Annotated in this window: 22 protein-coding genes and 1 riboswitch; of the genes, 15 read left to right on the forward strand and 7 right to left on the reverse strand. The window is 65.3% G+C overall.

Going from position 1 to position 24,084, the window contains the following annotated elements; translation table 11 throughout:
- Positions 1-2 precede the first annotated feature (2 nt).
- The 3 genes from Q0030_RS16090 to Q0030_RS16100 all read left to right on the forward strand — a co-directional run bounded on the left by Q0030_RS16090 (position 3) and on the right by Q0030_RS16100 (position 3,639).
- Positions 3-830, forward strand: coding sequence for an ABC transporter ATP-binding protein (locus Q0030_RS16090; RefSeq protein ID WP_298368721.1), 828 nt, complete (start codon positions 3-5; stop codon positions 828-830).
- Positions 830-1,423 (forward strand): N-acetyltransferase, encoded by a 594-nt coding sequence (locus Q0030_RS16095; RefSeq protein ID WP_298368724.1) that lies wholly within the window; start codon positions 830-832, stop codon positions 1,421-1,423. The genes Q0030_RS16090 and Q0030_RS16095 overlap by 1 nt, the downstream gene beginning before the upstream one ends.
- 155 nt (positions 1,424-1,578) lie before the next feature.
- Positions 1,579-3,639 (forward strand): DEAD/DEAH box helicase, encoded by a 2,061-nt coding sequence (locus Q0030_RS16100; RefSeq protein WP_298368726.1) that lies wholly within the window; start codon positions 1,579-1,581, stop codon positions 3,637-3,639.
- Between the two features lie 213 nt (positions 3,640-3,852).
- Here the strand turns inward: Q0030_RS16100 and Q0030_RS16105 are convergent, their stop codons facing one another.
- A complete protein-coding gene (locus tag Q0030_RS16105) occupies positions 3,853-5,346 on the reverse strand; it encodes a sensor domain-containing diguanylate cyclase (RefSeq protein ID WP_298368729.1) in 1,494 nt (497 codons plus the stop codon).
- Positions 5,347-5,468: 122 nt separating this feature from the next.
- Between Q0030_RS16105 and Q0030_RS16110 the strand changes: the two genes are divergently transcribed.
- On the forward strand, positions 5,469-5,726 hold the full coding sequence (locus Q0030_RS16110) for a hypothetical protein (RefSeq protein ID WP_298368731.1): 258 nt from the start codon (positions 5,469-5,471) through the stop codon (positions 5,724-5,726).
- A gap of 215 nt (positions 5,727-5,941) precedes the next feature.
- On the opposite strand, the gene Q0030_RS16115 is transcribed toward Q0030_RS16110, so the two are convergent.
- From Q0030_RS16115 to Q0030_RS16125, 3 genes are all read right to left on the reverse strand, one after another.
- A complete protein-coding gene (locus Q0030_RS16115; RefSeq protein WP_050422740.1) occupies positions 5,942-8,818 on the reverse strand; it encodes an EAL domain-containing protein in 2,877 nt (958 codons plus the stop codon).
- Between the two features lie 120 nt (positions 8,819-8,938).
- Complete coding sequence (locus Q0030_RS16120) at positions 8,939-9,937, reverse strand: NAD(P)H-quinone oxidoreductase (RefSeq protein WP_298368736.1); 999 nt, start codon at positions 9,935-9,937, stop codon at positions 8,939-8,941.
- 69 nt (positions 9,938-10,006) lie between these two features.
- On the reverse strand, positions 10,007-10,195 hold the full coding sequence (locus tag Q0030_RS16125) for a hypothetical protein (protein ID WP_298368739.1): 189 nt from the start codon (positions 10,193-10,195) through the stop codon (positions 10,007-10,009).
- 120 nt (positions 10,196-10,315) lie between these two features.
- On the opposite strand from Q0030_RS16125, the gene Q0030_RS16130 reads away from it, so the two are divergent.
- Both Q0030_RS16130 and Q0030_RS16135 read left to right on the forward strand, forming a co-directional pair.
- On the forward strand, positions 10,316-10,507 hold the full coding sequence (locus Q0030_RS16130; protein WP_139486805.1) for a DUF1192 domain-containing protein: 192 nt from the start codon (positions 10,316-10,318) through the stop codon (positions 10,505-10,507).
- Between the two features lie 473 nt (positions 10,508-10,980).
- Positions 10,981-11,493 carry a DUF1465 family protein gene (locus Q0030_RS16135; RefSeq protein WP_092123179.1) on the forward strand — a complete coding sequence of 171 codons (513 nt, stop codon included), beginning with the start codon at positions 10,981-10,983 and terminating at the stop codon, positions 11,491-11,493.
- Here the strand turns inward: Q0030_RS16135 and Q0030_RS16140 are convergent.
- Positions 11,471-13,030, reverse strand: coding sequence for a PLP-dependent aminotransferase family protein (locus tag Q0030_RS16140; protein ID WP_298368825.1), 1,560 nt, complete (start codon positions 13,028-13,030; stop codon positions 11,471-11,473). The genes Q0030_RS16135 and Q0030_RS16140 overlap by 23 nt on opposite strands.
- 98 nt (positions 13,031-13,128) lie before the next feature.
- On the opposite strand from Q0030_RS16140, the gene Q0030_RS16145 reads away from it, so the two are divergent.
- Positions 13,129-13,755, forward strand: coding sequence for an FMN-binding negative transcriptional regulator (locus tag Q0030_RS16145; protein ID WP_298368747.1), 627 nt, complete (start codon positions 13,129-13,131; stop codon positions 13,753-13,755).
- Between the two features lie 168 nt (positions 13,756-13,923).
- Positions 13,924-14,541 carry a LysE family translocator gene (locus Q0030_RS16150; protein ID WP_298368749.1) on the forward strand — a complete coding sequence of 206 codons (618 nt, stop codon included), beginning with the start codon at positions 13,924-13,926 and terminating at the stop codon, positions 14,539-14,541.
- Positions 14,542-14,583: 42 nt separating this feature from the next.
- Here Q0030_RS16150 and Q0030_RS16155 read toward each other — a convergent pair whose 3' ends face one another.
- Positions 14,584-15,774, reverse strand: a complete 1,191-nt coding sequence (locus tag Q0030_RS16155; protein ID WP_298368752.1) for a helix-turn-helix transcriptional regulator — start codon at positions 15,772-15,774, stop codon at positions 14,584-14,586.
- Positions 15,775-16,066: 292 nt separating this feature from the next.
- Here Q0030_RS16155 and Q0030_RS16160 point away from each other — a divergent pair, with 292 nt between their 5' ends.
- The 3 genes from Q0030_RS16160 (at position 16,067) to Q0030_RS16170 (ending at position 17,647) form a co-directional block, all read left to right on the forward strand.
- Entirely contained in the window at positions 16,067-16,405 is a 339-nt protein-coding gene (locus Q0030_RS16160) for a hypothetical protein (protein ID WP_298368755.1), read from the forward strand.
- A gap of 553 nt (positions 16,406-16,958) precedes the next feature.
- Complete coding sequence (locus Q0030_RS16165) at positions 16,959-17,189, forward strand: DUF1127 domain-containing protein (protein ID WP_298368757.1); 231 nt, start codon at positions 16,959-16,961, stop codon at positions 17,187-17,189.
- A 149-nt stretch (positions 17,190-17,338) separates the two neighbouring features.
- Positions 17,339-17,647, forward strand: coding sequence for a hypothetical protein (locus Q0030_RS16170; protein WP_298368760.1), 309 nt, complete (start codon positions 17,339-17,341; stop codon positions 17,645-17,647).
- A 558-nt stretch (positions 17,648-18,205) separates the two neighbouring features.
- Here Q0030_RS16170 and rpmE read toward each other — a convergent pair.
- Positions 18,206-18,433 (reverse strand): 50S ribosomal protein L31, encoded by a 228-nt coding sequence (rpmE, locus tag Q0030_RS16175; protein ID WP_016845230.1) that lies wholly within the window; start codon positions 18,431-18,433, stop codon positions 18,206-18,208.
- Positions 18,434-18,626: 193 nt separating this feature from the next.
- On the opposite strand from rpmE, the gene Q0030_RS16180 reads away from it, so the two are divergent.
- From Q0030_RS16180 to Q0030_RS16195, 4 genes are all read left to right on the forward strand, one after another.
- The gene (locus Q0030_RS16180; RefSeq protein WP_298368762.1) at positions 18,627-20,483 is read left to right on the forward strand and encodes an ABC transporter ATP-binding protein/permease; all 1,857 of its coding nucleotides are present in this window, start codon (positions 18,627-18,629) and stop codon (positions 20,481-20,483) included.
- A 152-nt stretch (positions 20,484-20,635) separates the two neighbouring features.
- Positions 20,636-21,028, forward strand: coding sequence for a hypothetical protein (locus tag Q0030_RS16185; protein WP_298368765.1), 393 nt, complete (start codon positions 20,636-20,638; stop codon positions 21,026-21,028).
- 126 nt (positions 21,029-21,154) lie between these two features.
- Positions 21,155-22,672, forward strand: coding sequence for an amidohydrolase family protein (locus Q0030_RS16190; RefSeq protein ID WP_298368768.1), 1,518 nt, complete (start codon positions 21,155-21,157; stop codon positions 22,670-22,672).
- A gap of 1 nt (position 22,673) precedes the next feature.
- Complete coding sequence (locus Q0030_RS16195) at positions 22,674-23,603, forward strand: GTP-binding protein (protein ID WP_298368771.1); 930 nt, start codon at positions 22,674-22,676, stop codon at positions 23,601-23,603.
- Between the two features lie 225 nt (positions 23,604-23,828).
- Positions 23,829-24,025, forward strand: a riboswitch (cobalamin riboswitch).
- The last annotated feature ends 59 nt before the right edge of the window (positions 24,026-24,084 follow it).

Raw genomic sequence — 24,084 nt, forward strand, 5'->3', positions numbered from 1 at the left:
CCATGAGCCGCATCGAACGCTTTTTGCCCCGCAGACGTCTGACATCGGTGTCGCCAGACGCCACGCCCGCGCAGGACAATGCACCTGTTGGCCTCGGTATCGATGAGGCGCCGGCCATCGTAGTCGAGGACCTCTGCAAGAAGTACCGCAGCCATTGGGCCGTCGACGACGTGAACTTCAACGTGCCGAAGGGCTGGACCGTCGGCCTGCTCGGCGGCAACGGCGCCGGCAAGACCACCACCATCGCCATGATCATGGGCCTGGTGGTGCCAAGCTTCGGCCGCGCCATGGTGCTGGGCCACGACATGGCGACCGAGCGTCACAAGGTGCTCAGCCGGATGAATTTCGAAAGCCCCTATGTCGCGTTGCCGGGGCGGCTCACCGTGCGGCAGAACCTGACCGTGTTCGGTCGGCTCTATGGCGTCGCCAATCTCAAGGCGCGGATCGAGGAACTGATCGAGGATTTCGAGCTCGGCGACGTGCTCGACCGCGTCACCGGGCGGCTCTCGGCCGGGCAGAAGACCCGCGTCGCCGTGGCGAAGGCGCTGATCAACGATCCGGACGTGCTGCTGCTCGACGAGCCGACGGCATCGCTCGACCCTGACCGTGCCGAGTGGGTGCGCAGCCGGCTGCGCGCCTATCAGAAGCGCCGCGGCGCCACCATCCTGCTGTCCTCGCACAACATGACCGAGGTCGAGCAGCTCTGCGACTTCGTCGTGATCATGAGCCACGGCCGCGTCGTCGCGATGGGACGTCCGGGTGAGCTCGCCGAGCGCTTCAAGTGCCGGGATCTCGACGAGGTCTTCATCTATCTGGCGAGGGTCGCGTGATGTCCTCATTTGGTTCTCCGAACGACAAACCGGTTGCGATCCGTCAGGAACGCCGTTCGGACGTGGCGGCGCGAGACAGTCTGCTCGACGCTGCATTCGGTCCTGGCCGTTTGGCCAAGACCTCGGAGCGGCTGCGCGAGGGCCGCAAGCCTGCGCGCGGCCTCGCGTTTGTCGCGCGCCGCGGCGGCCACCTGGTCGGCACATTGCGGCTGTGGCCCGTCGTGACCGGCACCGGTCACGCCTGCCTGCTGCTCGGCCCGCTCGCGGTGGCGGAGGAGGCGCGGTGTCTCGGCATGGGCGCCGCGCTGATGCGGCAGGCCTTGCAGCGGGCGCATCGGCTCGGCCACCGCGCCGTCATCCTCGTCGGCGATGCCGCCTATTACAGCCGCTTCGGCTTCTCGGCAGCGCAGACCGGCGCGCTCCGCATGCCCGGTCCGTATGAGCGTGACCGTCTTTTGGCCCGCGAACTGGTGCTCGGCGCGCTGCGCGGAGCGGGCGGCCTGATCGCCGCGGCCAGCCCGCCCCCGTCGCGGCTGTCCGGATTGATGGACCGGATCGCCGGCAGCCGGCCCCCGATCGGGCAACCGGCCTGATCCGCGGCTTTTTCCGCTGCGAGGGCATGGTGATTTGGTTGTTCTTGGCGTAAAGCACCCCAAATCGTCATGCGGCTGTGCCGCCTGCCGGGTACGCAGCTTCAGGTCGTCCCGCTCGACGTTCTGCACCCGGACCAATCAAGGTTTCCCATCCCGTGCCCTTTCCGACCACAAGTCCGCCGCTCGCCCGCGCCTTGGCTGAGCGCAACTACGAACAGCCGACCCCCGTCCAGCTCGCCGTGCTCGCGGACGACGCCGTTGACCGTGATCTGCTCGTTTCGGCCCAAACCGGCTCGGGCAAGACCGTTGCCTACGGATTGGCCATGGCAAAGGATCTGCTCGACGGCGCCGAGCGGTTCGAGCCGGCGGCCGCGCCGCTGGCGCTGATCGTCGCGCCGACCCGCGAGCTCGCCTTGCAGGTTCAGCGCGAGCTCGCATGGCTCTATGAGCATGCGGACGGTCGGGTGGTCTCCTGCGTCGGCGGCATGGACCCGCGCCGTGAGCAGCGCGAGCTTGCCGCAGGCGCTCACATCGTGGTCGGCACGCCCGGCCGGTTGTGCGACCATTTGCGGCGCGGCCGTCTCGACATTTCGGGATTGCGGGTCGTCGTCCTCGACGAGGCCGATGAGATGCTCAATCTCGGCTTCCGCGAGGACATGGAATTCATCCTCGAGACCACGCCGGATACCCGCCGCACCCTGCTGTTCTCGGCGACGTTTCCGCGCGGCATCGTCGCGCTGGCCAAGCAGTATCAGCAGCAGGCGTTTCGGATCGAGGTCGCGGGCGACGAGGGCGGCCATGCCGATATCGAATACCGCGCCATCCGGGTGGCCGCCGACGATGTCGAGCACGCGGTCGTCAACCTGCTGCGCTTCCATGAGGCGCCGAGCGCGCTGGTGTTCTGCAACACAAGGGAAGCCGTCCGGCATTTGCAGGCGGCGCTGCTGGAGCGCGGGTTCTCCGTGGCCGCGCTGTCGGGTGAAATGACCCAGAACGAGCGCACCCAGGCGCTGCAGGCGTTGCGCGACGGACGATCCCGGGTCTGTGTCGCGACCGACGTGGCAGCACGCGGCATCGACCTGCCGAGCCTCGATCTCGTCATTCATGCCGATCTGCCGAAAGACCCGGAGGTCATGCAGCATCGCTCGGGCCGCACCGGCCGCGCCGGCCGCAAGGGTGTCAGCATCCTGCTGGTGCCGCCGGCCCGGCGGCGGCGCGCCGAATTGCTGCTGGATCACGCCGGCATCGATGTGGTGTGGGGTTCTGCGCCGCAGGCGGATGAGATCCGCAAGCTCGACCATGACCGCCTGCTGCACGACGCGGTGTTCTCCGAGGAGGTGACATCAGACGATCAGGTGCTCGCGCAAGCCTTGCTTGCCGAACGGTCGCCCGAGGCGATCGCCGCGGCGCTGGCCCGGTTCTATCGCGCGCGGCTGCCTGCGCCCGAAGACATTCTCGATCCCGGCGAGGGCCGGGGCCGCGACCGCGACGATCGCCGCGGCGAGCGCACCTCGCGGCGCGACGATCGTCCCGCCGGGCCGCGATCGAAGACGGGTAAGTTGTCCCCGCGTCACGGCATGGAGGAGGCCACCGTCTGGTTCCGCGCCTCGATCGGACGCAGAAAGAATGCCGAAGCCCGCTGGCTGTTGCCGATGATCTGCCGTCGCGGCGGCATCGACAAGCACGACATCGGCGCCATCAAGATCTCGGATACGACCACCGAGTTCGAGATCGCCGCGCGGGTCGCGGATTCCTTCGCCGTCAAGATCAAGCGTCCGGACAAGGAAGACACCATTCGCATCGAGCCGCTGGCGGACGCTCCGCAGCGGCAGGCCCCCGCGGACAAGCCGGCGCGCAAGCCCAGGCACGATGCTTGGCGCGACAAGGATGACGGCGGCCACAGCGCACCGCGCCGCGACGAGCCGCGTGACGATGCGGCCGCAAAGCGACGCGGCAAGCCGGACCGCGAGGCGAGAGCGTTTTCGAACGAAGGCGCGGGCCGTTCGCGCGAGGACTACGCGCCAAAACAGGAATCGAGAGCCGCGTTCCGCTTCGACCGGGACGGCAAAGGCGCGAAGCCGAAATCTGGCGACGAGCCAAGGTTCGGAAAGAAAAAGCAACATCGGAACAAGTCCGGCCAGGCCGGACACTGGCCAGACGTGTCGCCCGCGAAACCGAAGTTCGGCAAGAAGCCAAAGAAGAAGCACCGCGGCTGAACTGGCGCCGGTCGCGCAGCACTTCGGTCAACACTTCGCTAAGAGCCAAAATACAAGGCCGCGTCCCAACCAACACCTGTCATCGCCCGGCTCGACCGGGCGATCCAGTACGCCGCGGCTTCTCGGCTCAAGCGCCGGCGCCTCTGGAATACTGGATCACCCGCATGCGCGGGTGATGACACCGAATATGCTGTTTAACGTACGAAGCCGAACTCACGCCACCAGCGCGATCTTCGGCACGGTGGCGAGAACCGACTGGTTGCGGCCGTTGGCCTTGGCGGCGTAGAGCGCCTTGTCAGCAGCTTCGATCAGGTCGGACCATTGCTGGCCTGCGAGCGGCCGCATGCTGGCGACGCCGATGCTCACCGTCGTGATCAGCTCACCCTCGCACCATTGCTGGACCTTGCCGCGGATGGTCTCGGCCAGTTTGAAGGCCTCGAGCGCGGGCATGTTGGGTAGCAGCACGGCGAATTCCTCGCCGCCGAAGCGTGCCGGGCAATCGCCGGCGCGGCGCACCGCATCCGAAATGCAGATCGCGATTCCCACCAGCACCTGGTCGCCGGCCTGATGCCCATAGGTGTCGTTGTAGGCCTTGAAGTGATCGGCATCGATCATCAACAGCGCGACCGGCTGGCCGTACCGGCCGGCACGGCGCCATTCGCGGTCGATCTCGGTGTCGAACTTGCGTCGGTTTTTCAGGCCGGTGAGGGCGTCGGTGGTCGCGAGCTCCTCGAGCTTGTCCTCGGCGTCGGCGCGGCGGACGATCTCGCGGGCGAGCACCAGTGTCGCGCTGAGCACGAACAGCACCAGAACGGCCATGATCGTGCCGATGCGGATCGCTTCGGTGCGCCACAGATTGAAGACCGCTTCGAGCGGCTTGCCGACCACCACGTAGAGCGGCCCGCTGCTGCTGCGCCTGACATAGAGGCGCGGCGTGTCGTCGACCGGGCCCATGCCGGAGAACGCGCCGCCCACCTTCAGGTTCTCGGATCTCCAGTCCAGCTGGTCGGCGAGGTTCTTGCCGATCACGTCGAGATCGAACGGCGTCCGCATGATGATGGTGCGGTCGTTGCGCAGCACCGTGATGGTGTCGCCCGGCGTGAGGTTCAGCCGCCCGAACAGATCGTGGAAGTAGCTGAAGCGGATCGAGCCGACCGCGACGCCGAGAAAACGGCCGTCCTCGCCGGTGATGCGCCGGCTCAGCACGATGGCGTAGGCCCCGCGATGCAGCATCGGCCGGCTGACATACAGCCCGCTGTCGGGATGGTCGCGCTGGATGGCGAAATACTCCTCGTCGCTGCGGTTCTCCGGCTGCGGATCGAGGCTCGCCGCGTCGATGGTCAGATTGCCCTCGGTGTCGAACACCTGGATCGCGCCGAAATGCTTTGCGGTCGCGGCATGATCGAACAGGATCAGCTGGCGCAGTTCCTTGCTGACGCCGCGGATCTCCGGCATTTCCAGATTGCTGGCGACCGCACGCAGCGACAGGTCGTAGAGCTCGAGGTTGCGGCTGATGTCGGCCTCGATGCCTGACGCCAGATTCTCCAGGGTCCGGCGGGCCAGCTGTTCCTCGCCGCGGCGCATGTCGAACATCACGCCGGCGCAGACCGCGGAAAAGCCGAGGACGGTCGCAACGGATGCAGCGATCAGCAGCTTTGCCGATAGCCGCCAGCGCCGCCTTGCCTCGTTTCCCCGTCGAAATGGCATGTCCCGCTCCAAAGCGCCGTCATGCAACGGGAAATCTTGTTGTCGCCTTAAATGGCGACAGCGGCCGCCGAATGGGTTAACGGGTGGTTGCCGGGACCTGATTTTTTGTCATCGAGGATGTTGTGAACGACTACGACGCGCTGCGGGACTATCTGAAGAAGCAGCATTTGCCCGAATTCGTGCTGACCTTCGACGAGATCGAGGCGATCATCGATGCGGCGCTGCCGCGCGCTGCGCACCGGGCGTCGTGGTGGGAAACCCTACGCAGCCCGCAGGAGAAGATGCCGCAGCGCGAAGCCTGCCTCGACGGCGGCTACATCGCCACGCGTCAGGCCGATGGCAAGAGCGTCAAGTTCAAGCGCATGCCGAAGCCGCGCTAAGGCGCGATCCGACGAGGTCGGACAGTCACCGCAGACACGGTGCGCTCCCTCTCCCGCTTGCGGGGGAGGGCTGGGGTGGGGGCTCTCTGCACGAGTCGCATCGCGGAGAGAGCCCCCACCCGCAACGCATCTTCGATGCGTTGCGACCTCCCCCGCAAGCGGGAGAGGTGCAGTGAGTCTGCGGCAGGACCGATGCTAACTTACTTGATCGCGCTTTAGCTCGCGGCTTCCAGCCGTTCCTCGGTGAGCAGCCGCGTGGCGGCATCGGCGTCCATCGGCTCGCCGAAGGCGAAGCCCTGCGCGTATTCGCAGCCGAGCTGGTAGAGCTCGACGGCATCCGAATCCGTCTCGGCGCCTTCCGCGACCACTTCCATGCCGAGATCGTGCGCCAGCGCGATGATCGATTTCAGGATCACAGGGCGGGTGCCGCGGCTGGTGGTGCGGACGAAGGACTGGTCGATCTTGATGGTGTCGAACGGGAAGCGCTGCAGATAGGACAGCGAGGAATGGCCGGTGCCGAAATCGTCGAGCGACAGCCCGGTGCCGAGCTCGCGGATCCGCGCCAGCATCTGGGCGGCGTGCTCCGGGTTCTCCATGACCAGCGATTCCGTCAGCTCCAGCTTCAGCGTGCCGCGCGCCACCGAGGAGCGCGACAGCACGGTGCGGATATCGTGGATCAGATCGTGGCGCAGCAATTGCCGCGACGACACGTTCACTGACGCGAAGATCGGCTCGCGTGCGCGCATCGCGCGCTGCCACACCGCGAGCTGGCGCGCGGTCTGGTCCATCACGAACATGCCGAGATCGACGATCAGGCCGGTCTCCTCGGCGACATTGATGAACTCCGACGGCGACATCCGGCCGAGCTTGGGATGGTCCCAGCGTGCCAGCGCCTCGAAGCCCGCGATCGCGCGATCCTCCAGCCGCACGATCGGCTGGTACAGGATCGTGATCTCCTGCCGCTCGATGGCGCGGCGCAGGTCGCTCTCGAGCGTCAGGCGGTCGGTCTTCCGCGCCCGCATCGCCGGCTTGTAGACGTCGATGCGGTCGCCGCCGATCCGCTTCGAATGATACATCGCAAGCTCGGCGTCCTTGATGATCTCGTCGGTCAGCGGCGCCGCGGGATCGGACAGCGCAAGGCCAATCGACGCGGTCAGGAAGATCTCGCGGTCGTTGAACGCGATCGGCGCGCGGATCGTCTTGCGGATGGTCTCGGCGAAGTTGGTGATCCGCGCCGGGTCCTGCTCGGACAGCAGGATCAGGCCGAACTGGTCGCCGGCCATCCGCGCCAGCGTGTCCTGCGGCTTGAGGATGCGGGTGAGGCGGCGCGCCAGCGTCAGCAGGATGGAATCGCCGACCGCGATGCCGACGGAATCGTTGACCTGCTTGAAGCGGTCGAGGTCGATCACCATCAGGGTCGGCCGCAGGTTCGGCATGGTCTTGGCGAGGTTCGCCACCGCGCCGAGCCGATCCATGAACAGCCGGCGGTTCGGCAGGCCGGTCAGATTATCATGCACGGAGTCATGCAGCATCCGCTCTTCGGAGTTCTTGAACTCGGTGACGTCGGTCAGGGTGCCGACCACGCGCGAGACTTCGCCGTCGGAGCCGACCACCGGCCGCGCCTTCAGCGCAAACCACATGAAGTGGCCGTCGGGCGTGCGCAGCCGGAAATCCTGCACCAGGCGGCCGCGGCGCTGGTCGAGCACGCTGTCGAGCGCGGCGCGGAAGCGGTCCTGGTCGAGCGGGTGCAGCACTTCGAGCCATTTCGCCGCGGGGCCTTCCAGCGTGCCACGCTTCAGGCCGAGCAGCGCCTCGGTCTCCGGGCTGGTGAACACCTTGTCGGCGGAAACGTCCCAGTCCCAGATCAGATCGCCGGAGCCGGTCAGCGCCAAAGCGCGGCGCTCGACATCGGAGACCACGCCGGTGGTGGCGCCGCCGCCGGCAAAGGCGTGCTGCATCACCGTGAAGCCGATCAGCATCACAATCAGCACGAGGCCGCCGAGCAGCGCCGGGCCGACGATGTCGTTGGTGACGGAACCCGCGACCGTCATGCCGGCCGCGACCACCCACACCACCAGTAGGAACCAGGTCGGGATCAACAGCACCGCGCGGTCGAAACCGTGGGTCGAGAGATAGACGATCAGCGCGAAGCCGGCGAAGGCGATCATCACTAGCGACATGCGCGCGATCCCGGAGGCGACCGCCGGATCGAACAGCGCCAGCGCCACCAGCGAGCCGAGGAAGACCAGCCAGCCGATCGTGATGTGCGAGTAGCGGACGTGCCAGCGACTGAGATTGAGATAGGCGAAAAGGAACACCAGCAGTGTCGCCGCGAGGATCGCCTCGCCCGCCGCGCGCCAGACGCGCTCGGCGTTGTTCGACATGTCGAGCACTTTGCCCCAGAAGCCGAAGTCGACGCCGATATAGACGAGCACCGCCCAGGCCAGCGCCGCGGCGGCGGGGAACATGATGCTGCCCTTGACCACAAACAAAATCGTGAGCACGAGCGCGAGCAGGCCCGAGATGCCGATCACGATGCCCTGGTACAGCGTGAACGAGTTGACCTTGTCCTTGTAGGCGTCGGGTTCCCACAGATAGAGCTGCGGCAGCTTGTCGGTACGCAGTTCCGCGACATAGGTGACGACAGCGCCGGGATCGAGCGTGATGCGGAACACGTCGGCGGTCGGGCTCTCCTGACGCTCGGGACGATCGCCGACCGACGGCGTGATGGTGGCGATGCGCGACAGACCGAGGTCGGGCCACAACAGGCCGGATGACACGATGCGATAGTGCGGCGCGACGATCAGGCGGTCGAGCTGGTCGTCAGTGTTGTTGGCGAGTGCGAACACCACCCAGTTCTGGCCGCCTTCGCGGGCGCGAACTTCGATGCGGCGCACGATGCCGTCGGTTCCAGGTGCAGTGGAGACCTGGATGCGGTCGGTTTCGCTGCGCTGATGGTCGAGAACCGCAGTGAGGTCGATCGCCGGCGCATCGCTGCGCACGCTGACCGCGTCGATCGCATACGCGTCAGGCGCAGCGGCAAACATCATGAGGCCCAGCGCCAGCAGCGCAAGGCACCTGATCAGACGCACTGTCAGTACTCCGCGATCGACAAACTACCCGGGCCCGGCGACCGGCCCGGAGGTGGCGCGATAAATGACACGAAAGCGAAGGGAATCAAAGGGTTTCCGCCCCTGCTTCCGCTGCGAGAGTTAAACCACCAACACAATTTTGCCAATATGTTCGCTGGTCTCCATGCGGCGGTGCGCATCGGCGGCCTTTTCCAGCGGGAATGTGCTGTCCATCAGCGGTTTGACGCGGCCTTCGCGCAACAAGGGCAGCACCTTGGCCTCGATCGCCGCGACCATTGCCGCCTTGTCCGCATTACTACGGGGGCGCAGGGTCGAGCCGGTGTGGTGCAGCCGCTTGACCATCAGCTTGGCGAAATTGGCCGTGGCCTTCGGTGTTCCCGACAGGAACGCGATCTGGACGATGCGGCCCTCGACCGCGGCAGCGTCATAGTTCCGGTCGATATAGTCGCCGCCCACCATGTCGAGGATGACATCGGCGCCGTTGCCGCCGGTGGCCTTCTTCACCGCCTCGACGAAATCCTCGGTCTTGTAATTGACCGCATGATCGGCGCCGAGCTTGAGGCAGGCGTCGGCCTTGTCCTGCGAGCCGACGGTGACGATCACCTTGGCGCCGAACGCCTTGGCAAGCTGGATCGCCATCGTGCCGATGCCCGACGAGCCGCCGTGGATCAGCAGCGTCTCGCCGGCCTTGAGCGCGCCACGCTCGAACACGTTGTGCCACACGGTCATCAGCGTTTCCGGAATGGCGCCGGCTTCCTGCATCGACAGCGAGGACGGCACGGTCATCGCCTGCGCGTCCTGCGCAATGCAATATTGCGCGTAGCCGCCGCCGGCGACGAGCGACATCACCTTGTCGCCGATCTTGTGCTTTGCGCCTTCGCCGAGTGCGACCACTTCGCCCGCGATCTCGAGGCCGGGCAGATCGCTCGCGCCGGGCGGCGGCGGATAGGAACCGGAGCGCTGCGCGACGTCAGGGCGATTGATGCCGGCGGCCGCCACCTTGACCAGGACTTCGCCGGCCTTCGGCGCTGGCAGCGCGCGGGTTTCCGGCACCAGCATCTCGGGGCCACCTGGCTTGCTGATGGCAACGACGGTCATTTGCGCGGGCAGGTTTGGCATAGTTCGTCCCTGGTCAGTGAAGTGGATTGGCGAATGGCATAACGCCTTTTCGAACGAAGCGAAACGCCATTAAGCCCCGAACCGCCTCGCCAGATGGTCGGCTTTTTCGGGGCTGATTTTCTCGACCAGCGGGCCGAGCTTCGCGACCGGCGTGCCGGCGCCGCAATCCAGCAGCGGAGCGAGTGGGCCATTGGGCCAGCGTGGCACGATATCATCTCGGCCGAACGCGCCGAGCACGCGCGCCGCGAGGTCGGGCACGATGCTCCATGCCGGCGTCGCGCAGTGCGCTGCCGCCGTACAAGGCGTTGCCGAGCCTCCATTCAATTGCGTCGGTTTTGATGCTACCAAAGCGCCAGATCATGATCGCGGGGAGGACACATGCCGATTGAGGATGAGGACCGGCCGCGGAAGAAGATCACTCACGAGATCGGACAGGATCTCTCGCTGCTGTCGGTCGAGGAATTGACCGAGCGCATCGCGCTGCTCAATGCCGAAGTCGATCGCCTGAAGGAAGCGATGACCAAGAAGCGCGCGTCGAAGGACGCCGCGAACGCGTTCTTCAAGTCGTAGCGTTTCGACATCGCAAGCGTCGTCCCGGACAAGCGAGTCCCGCAGCCCGGATGGAGCGAAGCGCAATCCGGGGCCGCGCTATCCGCGGATCGACCGTTCCCGGATTTCGCTACGCTTCATCCGGGCTACGCAGCTACGGCCGGCCTGCACCTGTCCCAAACTAGGTCAATGGCCGACATGGCAAACAAAGACTGAAGAAATCCGTTCATTTACGATCGGTTAAGCTTTCTCGATTATGACTGCATTGTCCTTGTTTGGACACCGAGTGGCTCCTGTCCACTCTGTTTGACGCCTCCCTGTTATCAACTTCAAAAGCCGCCGGAAACGGCGGCTCTTTTTTGTGCGTCCTATCCGTTGGAAACCATAAATCCGGTTGCGGCTGGACTCTGCGGCGCGCCCGCGCAATGATTTGTTCATCATAAGCTGGCGCGTCAGATGCCAGCGGGCGTTACGATGGTGTGAGGGCGTTAACCATGGCGGATCGTTCCCAGAACGAAGCCGGGCTTGTGCTGTTCAGTGAACGGCTGACCAATTCTGCGGCATTTGGCGTGCTGTTCCGGGAAGGCATGGACCTGGTCGAGCAGACCGCCGCCTATCTCGACGGCGACGGCCGTGCCGAGGCCAAAGCGCTGGAACGCTCCGTCAGCCTGACCTATGCCACCGAGAGCATGCGCCTGACCACGCGGCTGATGCAGCTCGCGTCCTGGCTGCTGCTGCATCGCGCGGTCAAGGAAGGCGAGATGACGCTGACCCAGGCCAATCGCGAAAAGACCAAGGTGAAGCTGTCGGCCGCCGATCCTGGCCCGGTCGACATGGTGACCAAGCTGCCGGAGCAATTGCAGCAGCTGATCGCCCGCTCGATGGATCTGCAGGCGCGCGTCCGCCGCCTCGACACCACGATCCACGCGCCGGCGCCGGATCGCTCGTCGATCGGCAACCCGCTGGTGCCGCAGCTCAACCGGCTCAAGGCTGCGTTCGAGCAGTAAGATCCGAACCGTCAAATCCGTGTGAAGCCTCAGTGCGGCGCGGCTTGGCCCGCCGCTTTGCCGTCTGCTGATCGATTATCCGCCGCAGCCGTATTGCGGCGGCCGCCAGCTCCTCCGGTTCGAATCCACCAAAGCCGAGCATGAGGCCGGGGCGCGCTGCTGCCTCGTACATCGGTGAAATCGGCCGCACGACGATGCCGCCGGCAAGTGCTGTCTTCGCCAGTTGCACATCGTCGAAGTCTTGCGGCAGCCACAGCAACAGATGCATGCCCTGATCGCTTGGCTGCAGCGTGACGTCGTCAGGCATGTGTCGTTCGATGGCTGCGATCAGCGTCGCGCGGCGGGCGGCGTAGACGCCGCGAATGCGCCTGATATGCGCCTCGAACAGCCCCTCGCGCATGTAGGCCGCCAGCACATGTTGGTCGGCGGTCGGTGAATGCCGGTCGAGCAGCGCCCGCGCGCCGGCGAAGGCGTCGATCAGCGGCAGAGGCGCCACGACGTAGCCGAGCCGCAGCGAGGGAAACAGCACCTTGCTCAGCGTGCCCAGATAAATCACGCGCGACGGCGCGAGCCCCTGCATCGACGGGAAGGGATGACCCGCATAGCGCAGCTCGCTGTCATAATCGTCCTCGACGACCCACGCATTGCTTCGCTGCGCCCACGCCACTAGCGCGTTGCGGCGGGCCATGCTCATCGGCATGCCCAGTGGATATTGGTGCGAGGGCGTCACGAACGCCGCGCGTGCATCCGGACAGGCGGCGATCGCCGCATCGATGTCGATGCCTTGCGCATCGACACTCACGCGCGTGGTGACGAGATCGAGATCGTCGAGCACGGCCGTCATGCCGGGATAGGCCGGATCCTCGGCCCACACCCGATCGCCCGCTGACAGCAGCACGCGGCCGGCGAGGTAAAGGCCCTGCTGCGTGCCGGCCGTGATCACGACCTGCCCGGGCTCGCAATGTACCGCGCGGGATTTGCGGACATAGTCGGCGATCGCCGATCGCAACTCCATCAGGCCGCGCGGATCGCCGTAGCTTGCCGGCGCCGCGGCGCGCGATGCGCGCACGCGGTTGCCGAGGCGACGCCAATTGTCGTCGGGCGCGACCGCGCCGCCGGGGACCGCGATCGCAAACGGGACTTCGGGCATCGGCGTGAAGGCCGCCGCAACCCTGGCAAGCCGCATCGCGCGCGGCGGCAACTCGATCGGCGCAGGCGTGTTCGGGCTGCGGCTAGCCGGCGGGCGAACCGGCTGCGCTTGCTCGGCAAGCGTCGCCGCGACACGGGTGCCGGCGCCGACCTGCGATTCCAGATAGCCCTCGGCCTGCAATTGCTCGAAGGCTTCCGTCACCGTGCCGCGCGCCACGCCGAGCGAGGTCGACAGCGCGCGGGTCGACGGTAGATATTCGCCGGCCTTCAGTTCGCCGTTGGCGATGGCGGCGCGCAGGGCCTGCGCGATCCGGCGTCCGACCTGTCCGGCGGCGCGGTCGACCGCCCGCAGCGAGGGGATGCTGATGGTGGCGCGCAGGCGGGGCATAGTGGACCAGTCATTGTGATCGAAAGTGGCTCTTATCATAGGCCACTTCCGCGCTATTGTGCGATCAACAATTCGATGAGGTTTGCCAGAGGTCTCCCATGTACCTGCCGCCGCATTTCAAGATGGATGAGCTCGGCCCGATCCACGCCGCAATGCGGGCCTCAAAGCTCGCGACACTGGTCACCGCGACCGCGGACGGGCTGATCGGAACGCCGCTGCCGCTGATCCTCAGTGAAAACGAGGGCGATTACGGCACGCTGTACGGTCACGTCGCGCGGCCCAATCCGCAATGGAAGCTGCCTGCGATCGGTGAGGCGATGGCGATCTTCACCGGGCCCGACGCCTATGTGACGCCGTCCTGGTATGTGACCAAGGCCGAGCACGGCAAGGTGGTGCCGACCTGGAATTACCTCGCCGTCCACGCTTACGGCGCGGCCGAGTTCTTCGAGGATGCGGACCGGCTGCTCGATGTCGTAACGCGCCTGACCCGATTGCACGAGAGTACGCGCAAGGAAGTCTGGCAGGTCAGCGATGCGCCCGATGATTTCATCAAGGCGCAGCTGCGCGGCATCGTCGGCTTCCGGATGCCGATCACACGGATCGACGCCAAGAAGAAGATGAGCCAGAACCGCAAGCTCGAGGATCGCACCGGTGTCATCGCGGGCCTCGGCGCCAGCGACGATCCCGCCGACCGCGAGGTCGCCGCGATGATTCCGGCGAGCTGAGACGCCTTGAACAAAATTGGAGGCCGTCATTGCGAGGAGCGATAGCGACGAAGCAATCCATCCATCGGCATATGCGGACAGATGGATTGCTTCGCTTCGCTCGCAATGACGGCGAAGGAAGTCGCGACCGCTCCGCCTCTTCTTATCGTCGAGAGATTGAGCCTGTACATGGAATTGTACCTTGCCTTTGCGGTTACGACCGCGACCTTCGCGCTGATTCCGGGGCCAGCCATGCTCTACGCCGCAGCCCGCACCCTCGCAGGCGGCCGGCGTGCCGGGTTGATGGCCTCGCTCGGCCTGCATCTCGGCGGCTACGTTCATGTCGTTGCCGCGGCCGCTGGCCTCGCGCTTCTGTTTCATGCGGTGCCGCCGCTCTTCATGGCGATGAAGCTTGCCGGTGCGGCCTATCTGGTCTGGCTCGGGCTGTCGCTATTTCGCGATCGCGACAACGCCAAGCGTCCCGTGTTGGCGCCGCTCTCTGCGGAGCGCGCCCTCGCGCAAAGCATCGTCGTCGAGGTGCTCAATCCGAAGACCGCGATCTTCTTCCTGGCATTCCTGCCGCAGTTCGTCGATGCGTCGGCAAGCGTGCCGGTCTGGGCCCAGCTGTTCCTGCTCGGCACGACAGTCAACCTGACGTTCTCGGCGGTCGATATCGTCTGCGTGTTTTTCGCCAGCGCCGTGATGGCGAAGCTGCAGCGCTCCCGGAGGTCACAGCGGATCATGCAGCGGATCGGCGGCAGCATCCTGGTCGCGCTCGGGGCTCGGCTGGCGTTTCAGGATCGCTAGGCGCTTTCGCCCCGCGTCGATTGCCTCGTCGAATCGGCGGCATTAGTCCGTAGATCGGATTTTGGGCGTGGGCAGTCCACCTTCGGAAGAATGCATGACCGGCGGCAGGAACTGAGCCGCGAGGCGCATCAATTCGGATTGGCGCGAGGTCCCAGTCTTCTCGAACACTTTTGCAATATGGGTCCGAACAGTGGTCATTGCTGTCCCCATGGTCCTTGCTGTCTCCGCCGGCGTTCGGCCGGCGAGCAGGGAGCCGAGGACGCGCGTCTCCGCGGACGTCAAACCAAAAAGTGATGCCAAGGACTCCGCGGGGATAGCAGTGCGCATTTCCGATGTAACAAACAAGGCTGCACTCGCGCGTAGCGCGATGCGTTTGCCTCGATTGCCGCCTGTAAGCGGCAGGACATGAATCAGAGCGGGCGAGCCGTCGGCCTGCGGCGCCGGCAGGCCGATTCCGAGCTTGCCGACCGCAGCCTCATTCGCGGCCGCGGTCGCGACGGCGGTCCGAAGTGCGGCGGATGTTTGGGGCGACCCGGTTCGCAGCTCGCCCCGATGGGAACTGATCGGAGATCCGGATTTGAGCATAGTCTCAGCCGCACGATTGGCATGGACGATTTTTGTTTCACCATCGAGAAGAACGATACCTGCCTGGAAGAGATCAAGTGAAGCCCGCAGCGTTTCGGCTTCGATCGCCTGCATATTGAGCACATCGCTGATCGTCACTGCGCGCCGGATGTGCGGCGCCAGCAGTCTCATGATCGCCAGATCGCGCTCCGTTATTTGGCCGAGGCTCTTGTGACGCCACACCCCGAAGGCGCCGATCCGGCTGGGCTGACGCAGCGGGGTCATCTGGATGGTATCGATGAAGCCCAGCGGCTCCGCCCATTCGCGGTAGTAGCGAGACTGGACGAACTGCTGCGGAATATCGCGCAGAGCGGTCAGTGGTTCATCGATCGGCCGTTCATGGAGGTCGGCGACGCCGTCCCAAAGCCCGGCCAGCTCGGTGGCACAGATTTGAATTTTCTCGAGCCACTCAGGCTCGTAATTCCAGTGTTCGCGAATGAGCGCGGAGAGCGTGTTGAGATCATGAGCCCCAATGATCCCGGCGGCACAATTGGTTGCCTGGCATACTTCGCGAATGGCATTTGGCCATTGTCTCGGGTCGATGGCGCAATCGTAAATGGCGCCGACAACGTGCGAAAATTCGGTGACGGAAGCAATGTCTTCTCGCAAGGGCGACTCCCGAACTGAGGGGCACTCCCATTCAAATCTTCTGAGCGTTCGGCTCTTTATTCGGCGCCATTCAGCGGCGGATCGCGAAATTGCACGTCTGCACCAGCTTTGCTGAAGGCCTCATCTATATGAATGATGCCACAGGGGCGTGACCAGGCACAATGGCCCACCCATGGCGGCGGGAGCCGCGCTGGCAGCATACGCAGTCCCCATGCGCGAAGATGCGACAGTAATCCTGACGTGAGAGGGAAGTCGGGCGCTCGTGTCGTGATGATCAGTGCACGGTTGGCGAATGAGCAAGACAAACGAATTTACCAAGGAGGATATTTCAATGTCGATTGCACAATTTACCCGGTTCAAGAGCGACAAGTCCGAGGAAATGATCGCGGCCGCCAGGGAGGCGAAGGCGATCTTCGAAAGACATGGCGCCGAATTCCTCCGATTGTCGCGATTCCACACGGGCGCGTGGGCCGGGGAGTGGCTGGCCGTCACGCGCTACTCCAATTGGGAGGTGTACGGCAAGGTTCAGGAGGGGGTGTCGAAGGACCCGGCCTTTGCAAAGCTCGTCGCGCACATGCGCACCATTGCGGAATTGACGGGCCGCAACATTACCGTCGGCGTCGATCTCTGATCGCCGCGACCCGCTTTCGCAATCCGGATGTGGTGACCGGTCGCGAGTCACGGTGACAGTGCACTTGATTCGCCACCCGCGAGTTAAGTGCACTGTCACCGTAATCTTGTCTTGGACATCCTTCGCGAATGGCGTCTGGCCACCGCTTCGGGTGGATGGCGCAATCGCAGGCAACGTGCGAAAGCTCATCTACGGAAGTAGTCCTCGCAATTCTTGTCCCCCAACTGAGGGGCTCTCCCATTCAAATCTTTTGAGCGTTTGGCTGTATGGCCGGCACCATTCAGTGGCGGATCGTGAGTTTGCACGTCTGCTCCAGATTTGCTGCGAGCCTCATCAACATGAATTGCGAGCCTCATCAACATGAATGATGTCACGGTCCCGCGACTGGGCACAATGGCCCACCAATGGCGAGGAGCCGCGGTGGCAGCATACGTGGTCCCGATGCCCAGAAGAGACACGACACGGGCACAACTGACATCGAGATCAAGATCGGCAACATCATCCCGTACAGCGGGCCAGTGTCGGAAGAAACACCGTCGCAGGAGACACCGCAATGAGCACGACGCACGCCACAAATTGGCTGGACCGGACATCTCGACCGACCCGGCATGTCGCCAGCTTCGTCTGGAAATATTGGGATGCCTTTCAGGAGCGCCGCGAACGCCAGAAACTGCGCGCTTCCCTGGCCGATTTGAGTGACAGGGAATTGATGGATATCGGCATCGCGCGTGACCAGATCGACTACGTCGCCTCGAACCGCACGATCGACCCGCGCGGCCTGTGATCCATCTCTCCGATGAATGTCTGATATCGGGCGCCGACGGATGACCGGAATTGGACACGCCCAGACGCACCGTTCCTCGGTGCCCGCCTCCGCTTTGAGTCCCTTGAGGCCGTGATGATTGGCCTCGTCTGAATGCTCGGGAGAGCGCCATGCCAGCCCGTTATTCGCACCACATTCCCGGAGATCTCGACCTCGCGATGCGTGTCTTTCAAGCTGATAGTTCCTGGTATGAAAACTTTTGGCTAAAGGAGCGCAAGCCGCGACCGGCCGGCATGGTCGTTCGAACTCTTCGGGCGATCGTGTTTTGCATTCGCCTGGCTCGTGATCGCGTGGCTTCGGCCCAGCCGGCGGTGTTGGCGGCAAGCTTGCCGATCAAGAACGTATTGAGCCTTTCCGGTCGATGGTTGACCAAGGGGCAGTTACACGTTCGATGGAAAAACGGTCGAACATCACATTGAGATTTCGTCAAATGCCGTGTGGACGGGACCGACGCGGGTTCGGACGTCAAACGCGATGAAGGCAGAATGCTCGGGGCCCATGGATGCGATCGGCACCCGGCTTTCCCTGCGCCCTCTTCAAGAGAGAGGGCGGAACGAAGAGCAAGGCTCGGGCAAATCATGTCGCGAGAACGCGAAGCTGCATCCCCACCACAACTGTCATCGCCCGGCTCGACCGGGCGATCCAGTACGCCGCGGCCCATCGGTTCAATAACGACTGCCTCTGGAATACTGGATCGCCCGGTCAAGGCCGGGCGATGACGCCGAACTCGCTCGAGCTGGTGCCGCACATTCAGTGTCGTCCTGGCGAAAGCCAGGACCCATTACCCCAATTCTCAATTGTTGCGGGCCACGATCCCGTTCATCGCCGCATGCGGTGGTTATGGGTCCTGGCTTTCGCCAGGACGACGCGTGGAGAGGGTGGCGCTCGCTCAGCCAATTCGCACCAGCCCAAAACAAAAACGCCCCCGAAACGGAGGCGTTTTGCGTTTGATCGCAAGGGGAATCCCGAAGCGGACTTTAGTCCTTCTTGAGGAAGCCCGAAAACTTCTTCTGGAAGCGCGAGACACGGCCGCCGCGGTCCATCAGCTGCTGGGTCCCGCCGGTCCAGGCCGGGTGCGACTTGGGGTCGATGTCGAGGTTCAGCGTGTCGCCTTCCTTGCCCCAGGTCGAGCGGGTCAGGTACTCGGTGCCGTCGGTCATGACGACCTTAATCGTATGATAATTCGGATGAATATCGGCTTTCATGGCAGTTCCTTCGGCGCGCCAGCGCCCGTCTCAAGATGCATCAGATACGGGATTTGGGCGGCTCTATAACCCATGGTGCCCGCCAAAACAAGCCAAGAAAGGGCTTAAGCCCATCACCGGATTGGGACTTTACCGGATTTGCCAGCCGGGGGTCGGCGGGCCTATGTGGGGGGTAATAGAACCGGTCTAGAGAATGAGTGTAGCCGAACAGCTTGAGACCCCTCGCGGCCCCACCGAGCCGCCGCGCGATGCGTTGCTCGATGAGGAAGCCTTCATCGAGAGCCAGATCATGGAGCCGGCGAAGAGCCGTGCCCGCCTGCGGCCGCTGCTTGCGCTCGCGCCCTATGTGGCGCGCTACAAGGGACGGGCGATCCTCGCGCTGATCTCGCTGACGATCGCGGCGATCACCACGCTGATCGTGCCGGTCGCGGTGCGGCGGATGATCGACCTCGGCTTCACGCCCGAAGGCATAGCGATGATCAACAGCTATTTCAGCGTGATGATCGCGGTCGTCGCCGTGCTCGCCTGTGCCAGCGCCTCGCGCTACTACCTCGTCATGACGATCGGTGAGCGCATCGTCGCCGATCTCCGGCGCGACGTGTTCGCGCACCTGATCTCGCTGTCGCCCTCGTTCTTCGATTCCGCACGGAGCGGCGAGCTGGTGTCGCGGCTCACCGCCGACACCACCCAGATCAAGTCCGCGGTCGGCGCCTCGGTGTCGATCGCGCTGCGCAATCTGATGCTGTTCTTTGGCGCCGCGGCGATGATGGTGATCACGAGCCCGCGGCTTTCGGGTTTCGTGCTGCTCGCGATTCCGATGATCGTGATTCCGCTGGTCGCGTTCGGCCGCTGGGTGCGGCGGCTGTCCCGCAACGCCCAGGACACGCTGGCCGATGCCAGCGCCTATGCGAGCGAGCTGGTCAATGCGATCCGCACCGTGCAGGCCTACACCGGCGAGCGGCTCGCCCGGACGCGCTTTGCCAGCGAGGTCGAGCAGGCCTATGAGGCGGCGCGCAGTTCGACCAAGGCGCGTGCGGTGCTGACGCTCATCGTGATCTTCATCGTGTTCGCCAGCGTCGTCGTGATTCTGTGGGTCGGCTCGCACGACGTGCTGATCGGCGCCATCAGCCCCGGCCGGCTCGGCCAGTTCATTCTCTATACGGCCTTCGCCGCGAGCGGCCTCGGTCAGCTCAGCGAGGTCTGGGGCGAGGTATCGGCTGCATCGGGCGCCGCCGAGCGGCTGTTCGAGATCTTGCGCGTCAGGCCGCAGATCGCAGCTCCCGCATCGCCGCGCGCACTGCCGCAGCCCGCGCGTGGCGACGTCGGCTTCGACAATGTCAGCTTCGCCTATCCGACCCGGCCCAACGCGCTGGCGGTCGACGGCGTGTCGCTGGCTGTACGCTCGGGCGAGAAGGTCGCGATCGTCGGTCCGTCCGGCGCCGGCAAGAGCACGCTGTTCCACCTGCTGCTGCGCTTCTACGATCCGAAATCGGGCACCATCTCGCTCGACGGCGTGCCGATCCGGCAGGCCGATCCAGCCGACGTGCGTGCGCGGATCGCGCTGGTCCCGCAGGATTCCGTGGTGTTCGCCGCCAGCGCCCGCGACAACATCCGGTTCGGCCGGCCCGATGCCACCGACGCCGAGGTCGAGCGTGCCGCCGATCTGGCGCATGCCACCGAATTCCTGCGCCGGCTGCCCGACGGCTTCGATGCCCAGCTCGGCGAGCGCGGCGTGACGCTGTCCGGTGGCCAGCGCCAGCGCATCGCGATCGCGCGCGCGATCCTGCGCGATGCGCCGCTGCTGCTGCTCGACGAGGCGACCTCGGCACTCGACGCCGAGAGCGAGACGCTGGTGCAGACCGCGCTGGAGGAATTGATGCGCCATCGCACCACGCTTGTCATCGCGCATCGTCTGGCGACCGTGCTGTCCTGCGACCGCATTCTGGTGATGGACCAGGGCAGGATCGTCGAGCAGGGTACCCACGCCGAGCTGGTCGCCGCGGGCGGCCTCTATGCGCGGCTGGCGCGGCTGCAGTTTGAGGGGATTTGAGCGAATTGGGATTCTGTGCGCTTCGCCTATGCGATTCCTATGCGATCGAGCGCGCGCTCCCCTCGAAAACCTATTCCGGCGCAAGGATAGTCGCGCCGCGCCGGACCTCCCTCGACAGCCGAAGGGGCATCGGCGCGCGGGGTGTTCGATTGATGCGCGAGGATGCGACCGAACCGGAGAGCAAGCTGCTCCGCGCCTGGCAGCTTGCCGTGCTGCGCTTCGCAGTGACGCTCGACGACGACGATCGCATGTACGCGCTCGGCGTGGCCAGCGAGGTCGACCGGCTGGGCGGTGCGGCAGATGACGCCTTCCACTTCTTCCGTAGGACGACCGCCGACCTATGCGCGGCGATCTCCGGTCGGGGCGCGGATCAGGATGCCGTCATCCGGCGATTCCTGGCCCAGATCGACAATGTCAGGCTCAAGCGCGCGGTCGAAGCGGCGATCGCCAGGGACCGTACGCCGCCGAAACTCGTGGCGAGCCGCATGAAGCCCGGCAACGATCTCTGGCGGGGGCTGCCGTCGCGGCGTGCGACCGGAACGTAAGGAGGGGCTCTCTGCAATCGCCATCACGGCGCGGCGGATATTCCGCCAGAGCATGTCGCCACAACCCTTGCCGGGTTGCTGCGATGAGTGCGATGCGCTTCTCTGTGCTCGAATAGAGACCGGTCGGTGTCGGACAATGCGGGGAGTGGCGAGATGGGTGGTTTGGTGATCAGCGGCGGCCGGGTGGTGGATCCGGCCAGCGGGATGGATGCGGTCGGCGACGTCGCGGTTGTCGATGGCCGGATCGCCGCGGTCGGTACCGGCCTTGGCGGCGCCGAGCGGCGGATCGACGCCACCGGCCTTGTGGTGGCGCCGGGCTTCATCGACCTGCACGCGCACGGCCAGACCATTCCGGCCGACCGCATGCAGGCGTTCGACGGGGTGACGACATCGCTCGACCTCGAGGCCGGCGTGCTGCCGGTGGCATCCTGGTACAAGCGCCAGGCCGAGAAGGGGCGGGTGCTGAACTATGGCGCCGCGGCCAACTGGGCGTTCGCGCGGATCGGCGCGATGACCGGCTCGAATTCGGAAAGCTCGCTGGAATCATTCGGCGCAGCGATGCGCGATCGCCGCTGGATCGAGAACGTGGCGACCGAGGGCGAGGTCGGCGGCATTCTTGCGCGCCTTGCCAACGGACTGAACGAAGGTGGCATCGGCATCGGTATTCTCAACGCCTACGCGCCGGGCGCCGGCGTGCAGGAACTGACCGCGGTGTGTCAGCTCGCGGCTGATCATGCGGTGCCGACCTTCACCCACGTCGCCTACATGTCCCGCATCGATCCCGAGAGTGCGGCCGAGGCCTATATCCGCTTGATCGGCTATGCCGGCGCCACCGGCGCGCACATGCACATCTGTCACTTCAATTCGTCGAGCAAGACGGATATCGAGCGCTGCGTAGCGCTGATCGCCAAGGCGCAGGCGCAGGGCCTGCCGATCACGGTGGAGGCCTATCCCTACGGCACCGGCTCGACCGTGCTGGCCGCGACCTTCTTCAGCGATCCCAAATTCGAGGAGCGCAACGGCCTCGGCTATGATTCGGTGCAGCGCGTGACCGACGGTCACCGCTTCGGCAGCCGCGAGGAGCTGCTGGCCGCGCAGGCCGCGGAACCCTCGACGCTGGTGCTGTGGCATGTGCTCGATATCGAGAACAATCAGCACCATCGCGATCTGCTCGACATGGCGGTGCTGTATCCGGGCGGCGCGATCGCGTCCGACGCGATGCCGTGGACGCTGTCGGACGGTCGCCCCTATACCGGCGACGCCTGGCCGCTGCCCGACGATGCTACCTCGCATCCGCGTTCGGCCGGCTGCTTCACCCGCTTCATCCGCGAATGGGTGCGCGAGCGGAGGAAGGTGTCGCTGCTCGAGGGCATCCGCAAATGCGCGCTGATCCCGGCCGAGATTCTGTCTGCGAGCACGCCCGCGATGCGCGCCAAGGGCAGGTTGCAGGTCGGCGCCGACGCTGACGTCGTGGTGTTCGACTTCGAGACGCTGAGCGATCGCGCGACCTTCTCCGCGATGAACCGCCCGGCGGAAGGCGTGCGCCATCTCGTGGTCGGCGGCCAGCCGCTGATCAATGATGGCGTCCTCGACGTCGCGGCACGGCCGGGCCGGCCGGTGCGCCGTCCGGTCACTGGGGGTTGACGTGCCGGTCCCGATCCTGCTGGTCGCGGGTTTTCTCGGGGCGGGCAAGACCACGGTCGTCAACCATCTGCTGGCGCATGCTCAAGGGCGGCGCATCGCGGCCGTGGTCAACGATTTCGGCGCGATCAATATCGACGCGGAGCTGATCGCGGGCGCCAGCGATGGCGTAGTCAGCCTGAGCAATGGCTGCATCTGCTGCACGCTGGAAGGCGACCTGCTGCGCACGCTCGCTGGCCTGCTGCGGCGTGATCCGCGTCCCGAATTCATCGTGATCGAGACCAGCGGGATCGCCGATCCCGCCGACGTCGTGCGCAACCTGATGGATCCGGTGATCTGGAAGGAGGCGCCGCTGGAGACCGTGCTGTGCGTGGTCGACGCGACGCAGCCCGTGGCTACGCTGGATGATGCGCTGCTGCGGTCGCAGCTGCGGGCGGCCGACGTGGTGGCGCTGAGCAAGGTTGATCTGGCCGATGCAGCCGCGTGTGCCGCGATCCGCGATGCCGTACGCGCGGTGCGCCCGGCGGCCGTGGTGGTCGATGCGCTGCATGGCGAGGTGCCGGCAGCGCTGCTGTTTCCGGCGGACCTCAATCAGTTGCCGGCGCCGCGCGAGACCGCGCCGCGACGGCCGGTATCCGATCGGTTCGAGACGCTGAGCTGGACCTCGGAGCGGCCGGTGCGGTTGCCGCGCTTGCAGCAGGCGATCGGCAGGCTGGCGCCGAAGCTGGCGCGGGCGAAAGGATTGTTCGAGACGGTCGAGCAGCCCGGACGGCTGACGGTGTTTCAACTCGCCGGCGGCCGCGCGACACTGGCTGCCGGCGGCGTGCCGGCGCCCGGCGTGCCACGCACGCGAATCGTGTTCATCGCCGAGATGGGCGCTCTGTCGCGGGCCGAGATCGATGCGATCATGGAAAACTGCGTCGAAGCCGAGTGATGCGAACCAAAGTTTCCGTCATCCTGAGGTGCGAGCGGAGCGAGTCTCGAAGGATGCACGGCCCGGCTGGTGGCCGTGCATCCTTCGAGACGCCGCTTCGCGGCTCCTCAGGATGACGGGTTACGTCTCCGCGCAGCCGCAGATGTCGCTGTGTCATCGTCGCAGCACCATCCCGCAAAGCATGTGTGCGACAATCGCATCGAATTGACAGCCCATCCCGCACCACCTATCGTTTCTGCCGACGGTTCCCTTCGGGGATCAAAAGGGAATGCGGTGCGAGGGTAACCCCAATGCCGCAGCTGTCCCCGCAACTGTAAACGGCGAGCCTTTCGTCAATTTGCCACTGGGCCATCAGGCCCGGGAAGGCGTCGACAGGCGATGACCCGTGAGCCAGGAGACCTGCCGTCAGTCGTGGTCACACGCGAGCACATCGGGCGGGGGTGTCCTGGTGGGATCGGAGCACTGCCTTTCGGGCAATGCG

The organism is uncultured Bradyrhizobium sp., from assembly GCF_947648125.1.
Taxonomy (GTDB): domain Bacteria; phylum Pseudomonadota; class Alphaproteobacteria; order Rhizobiales; family Xanthobacteraceae; genus Bradyrhizobium.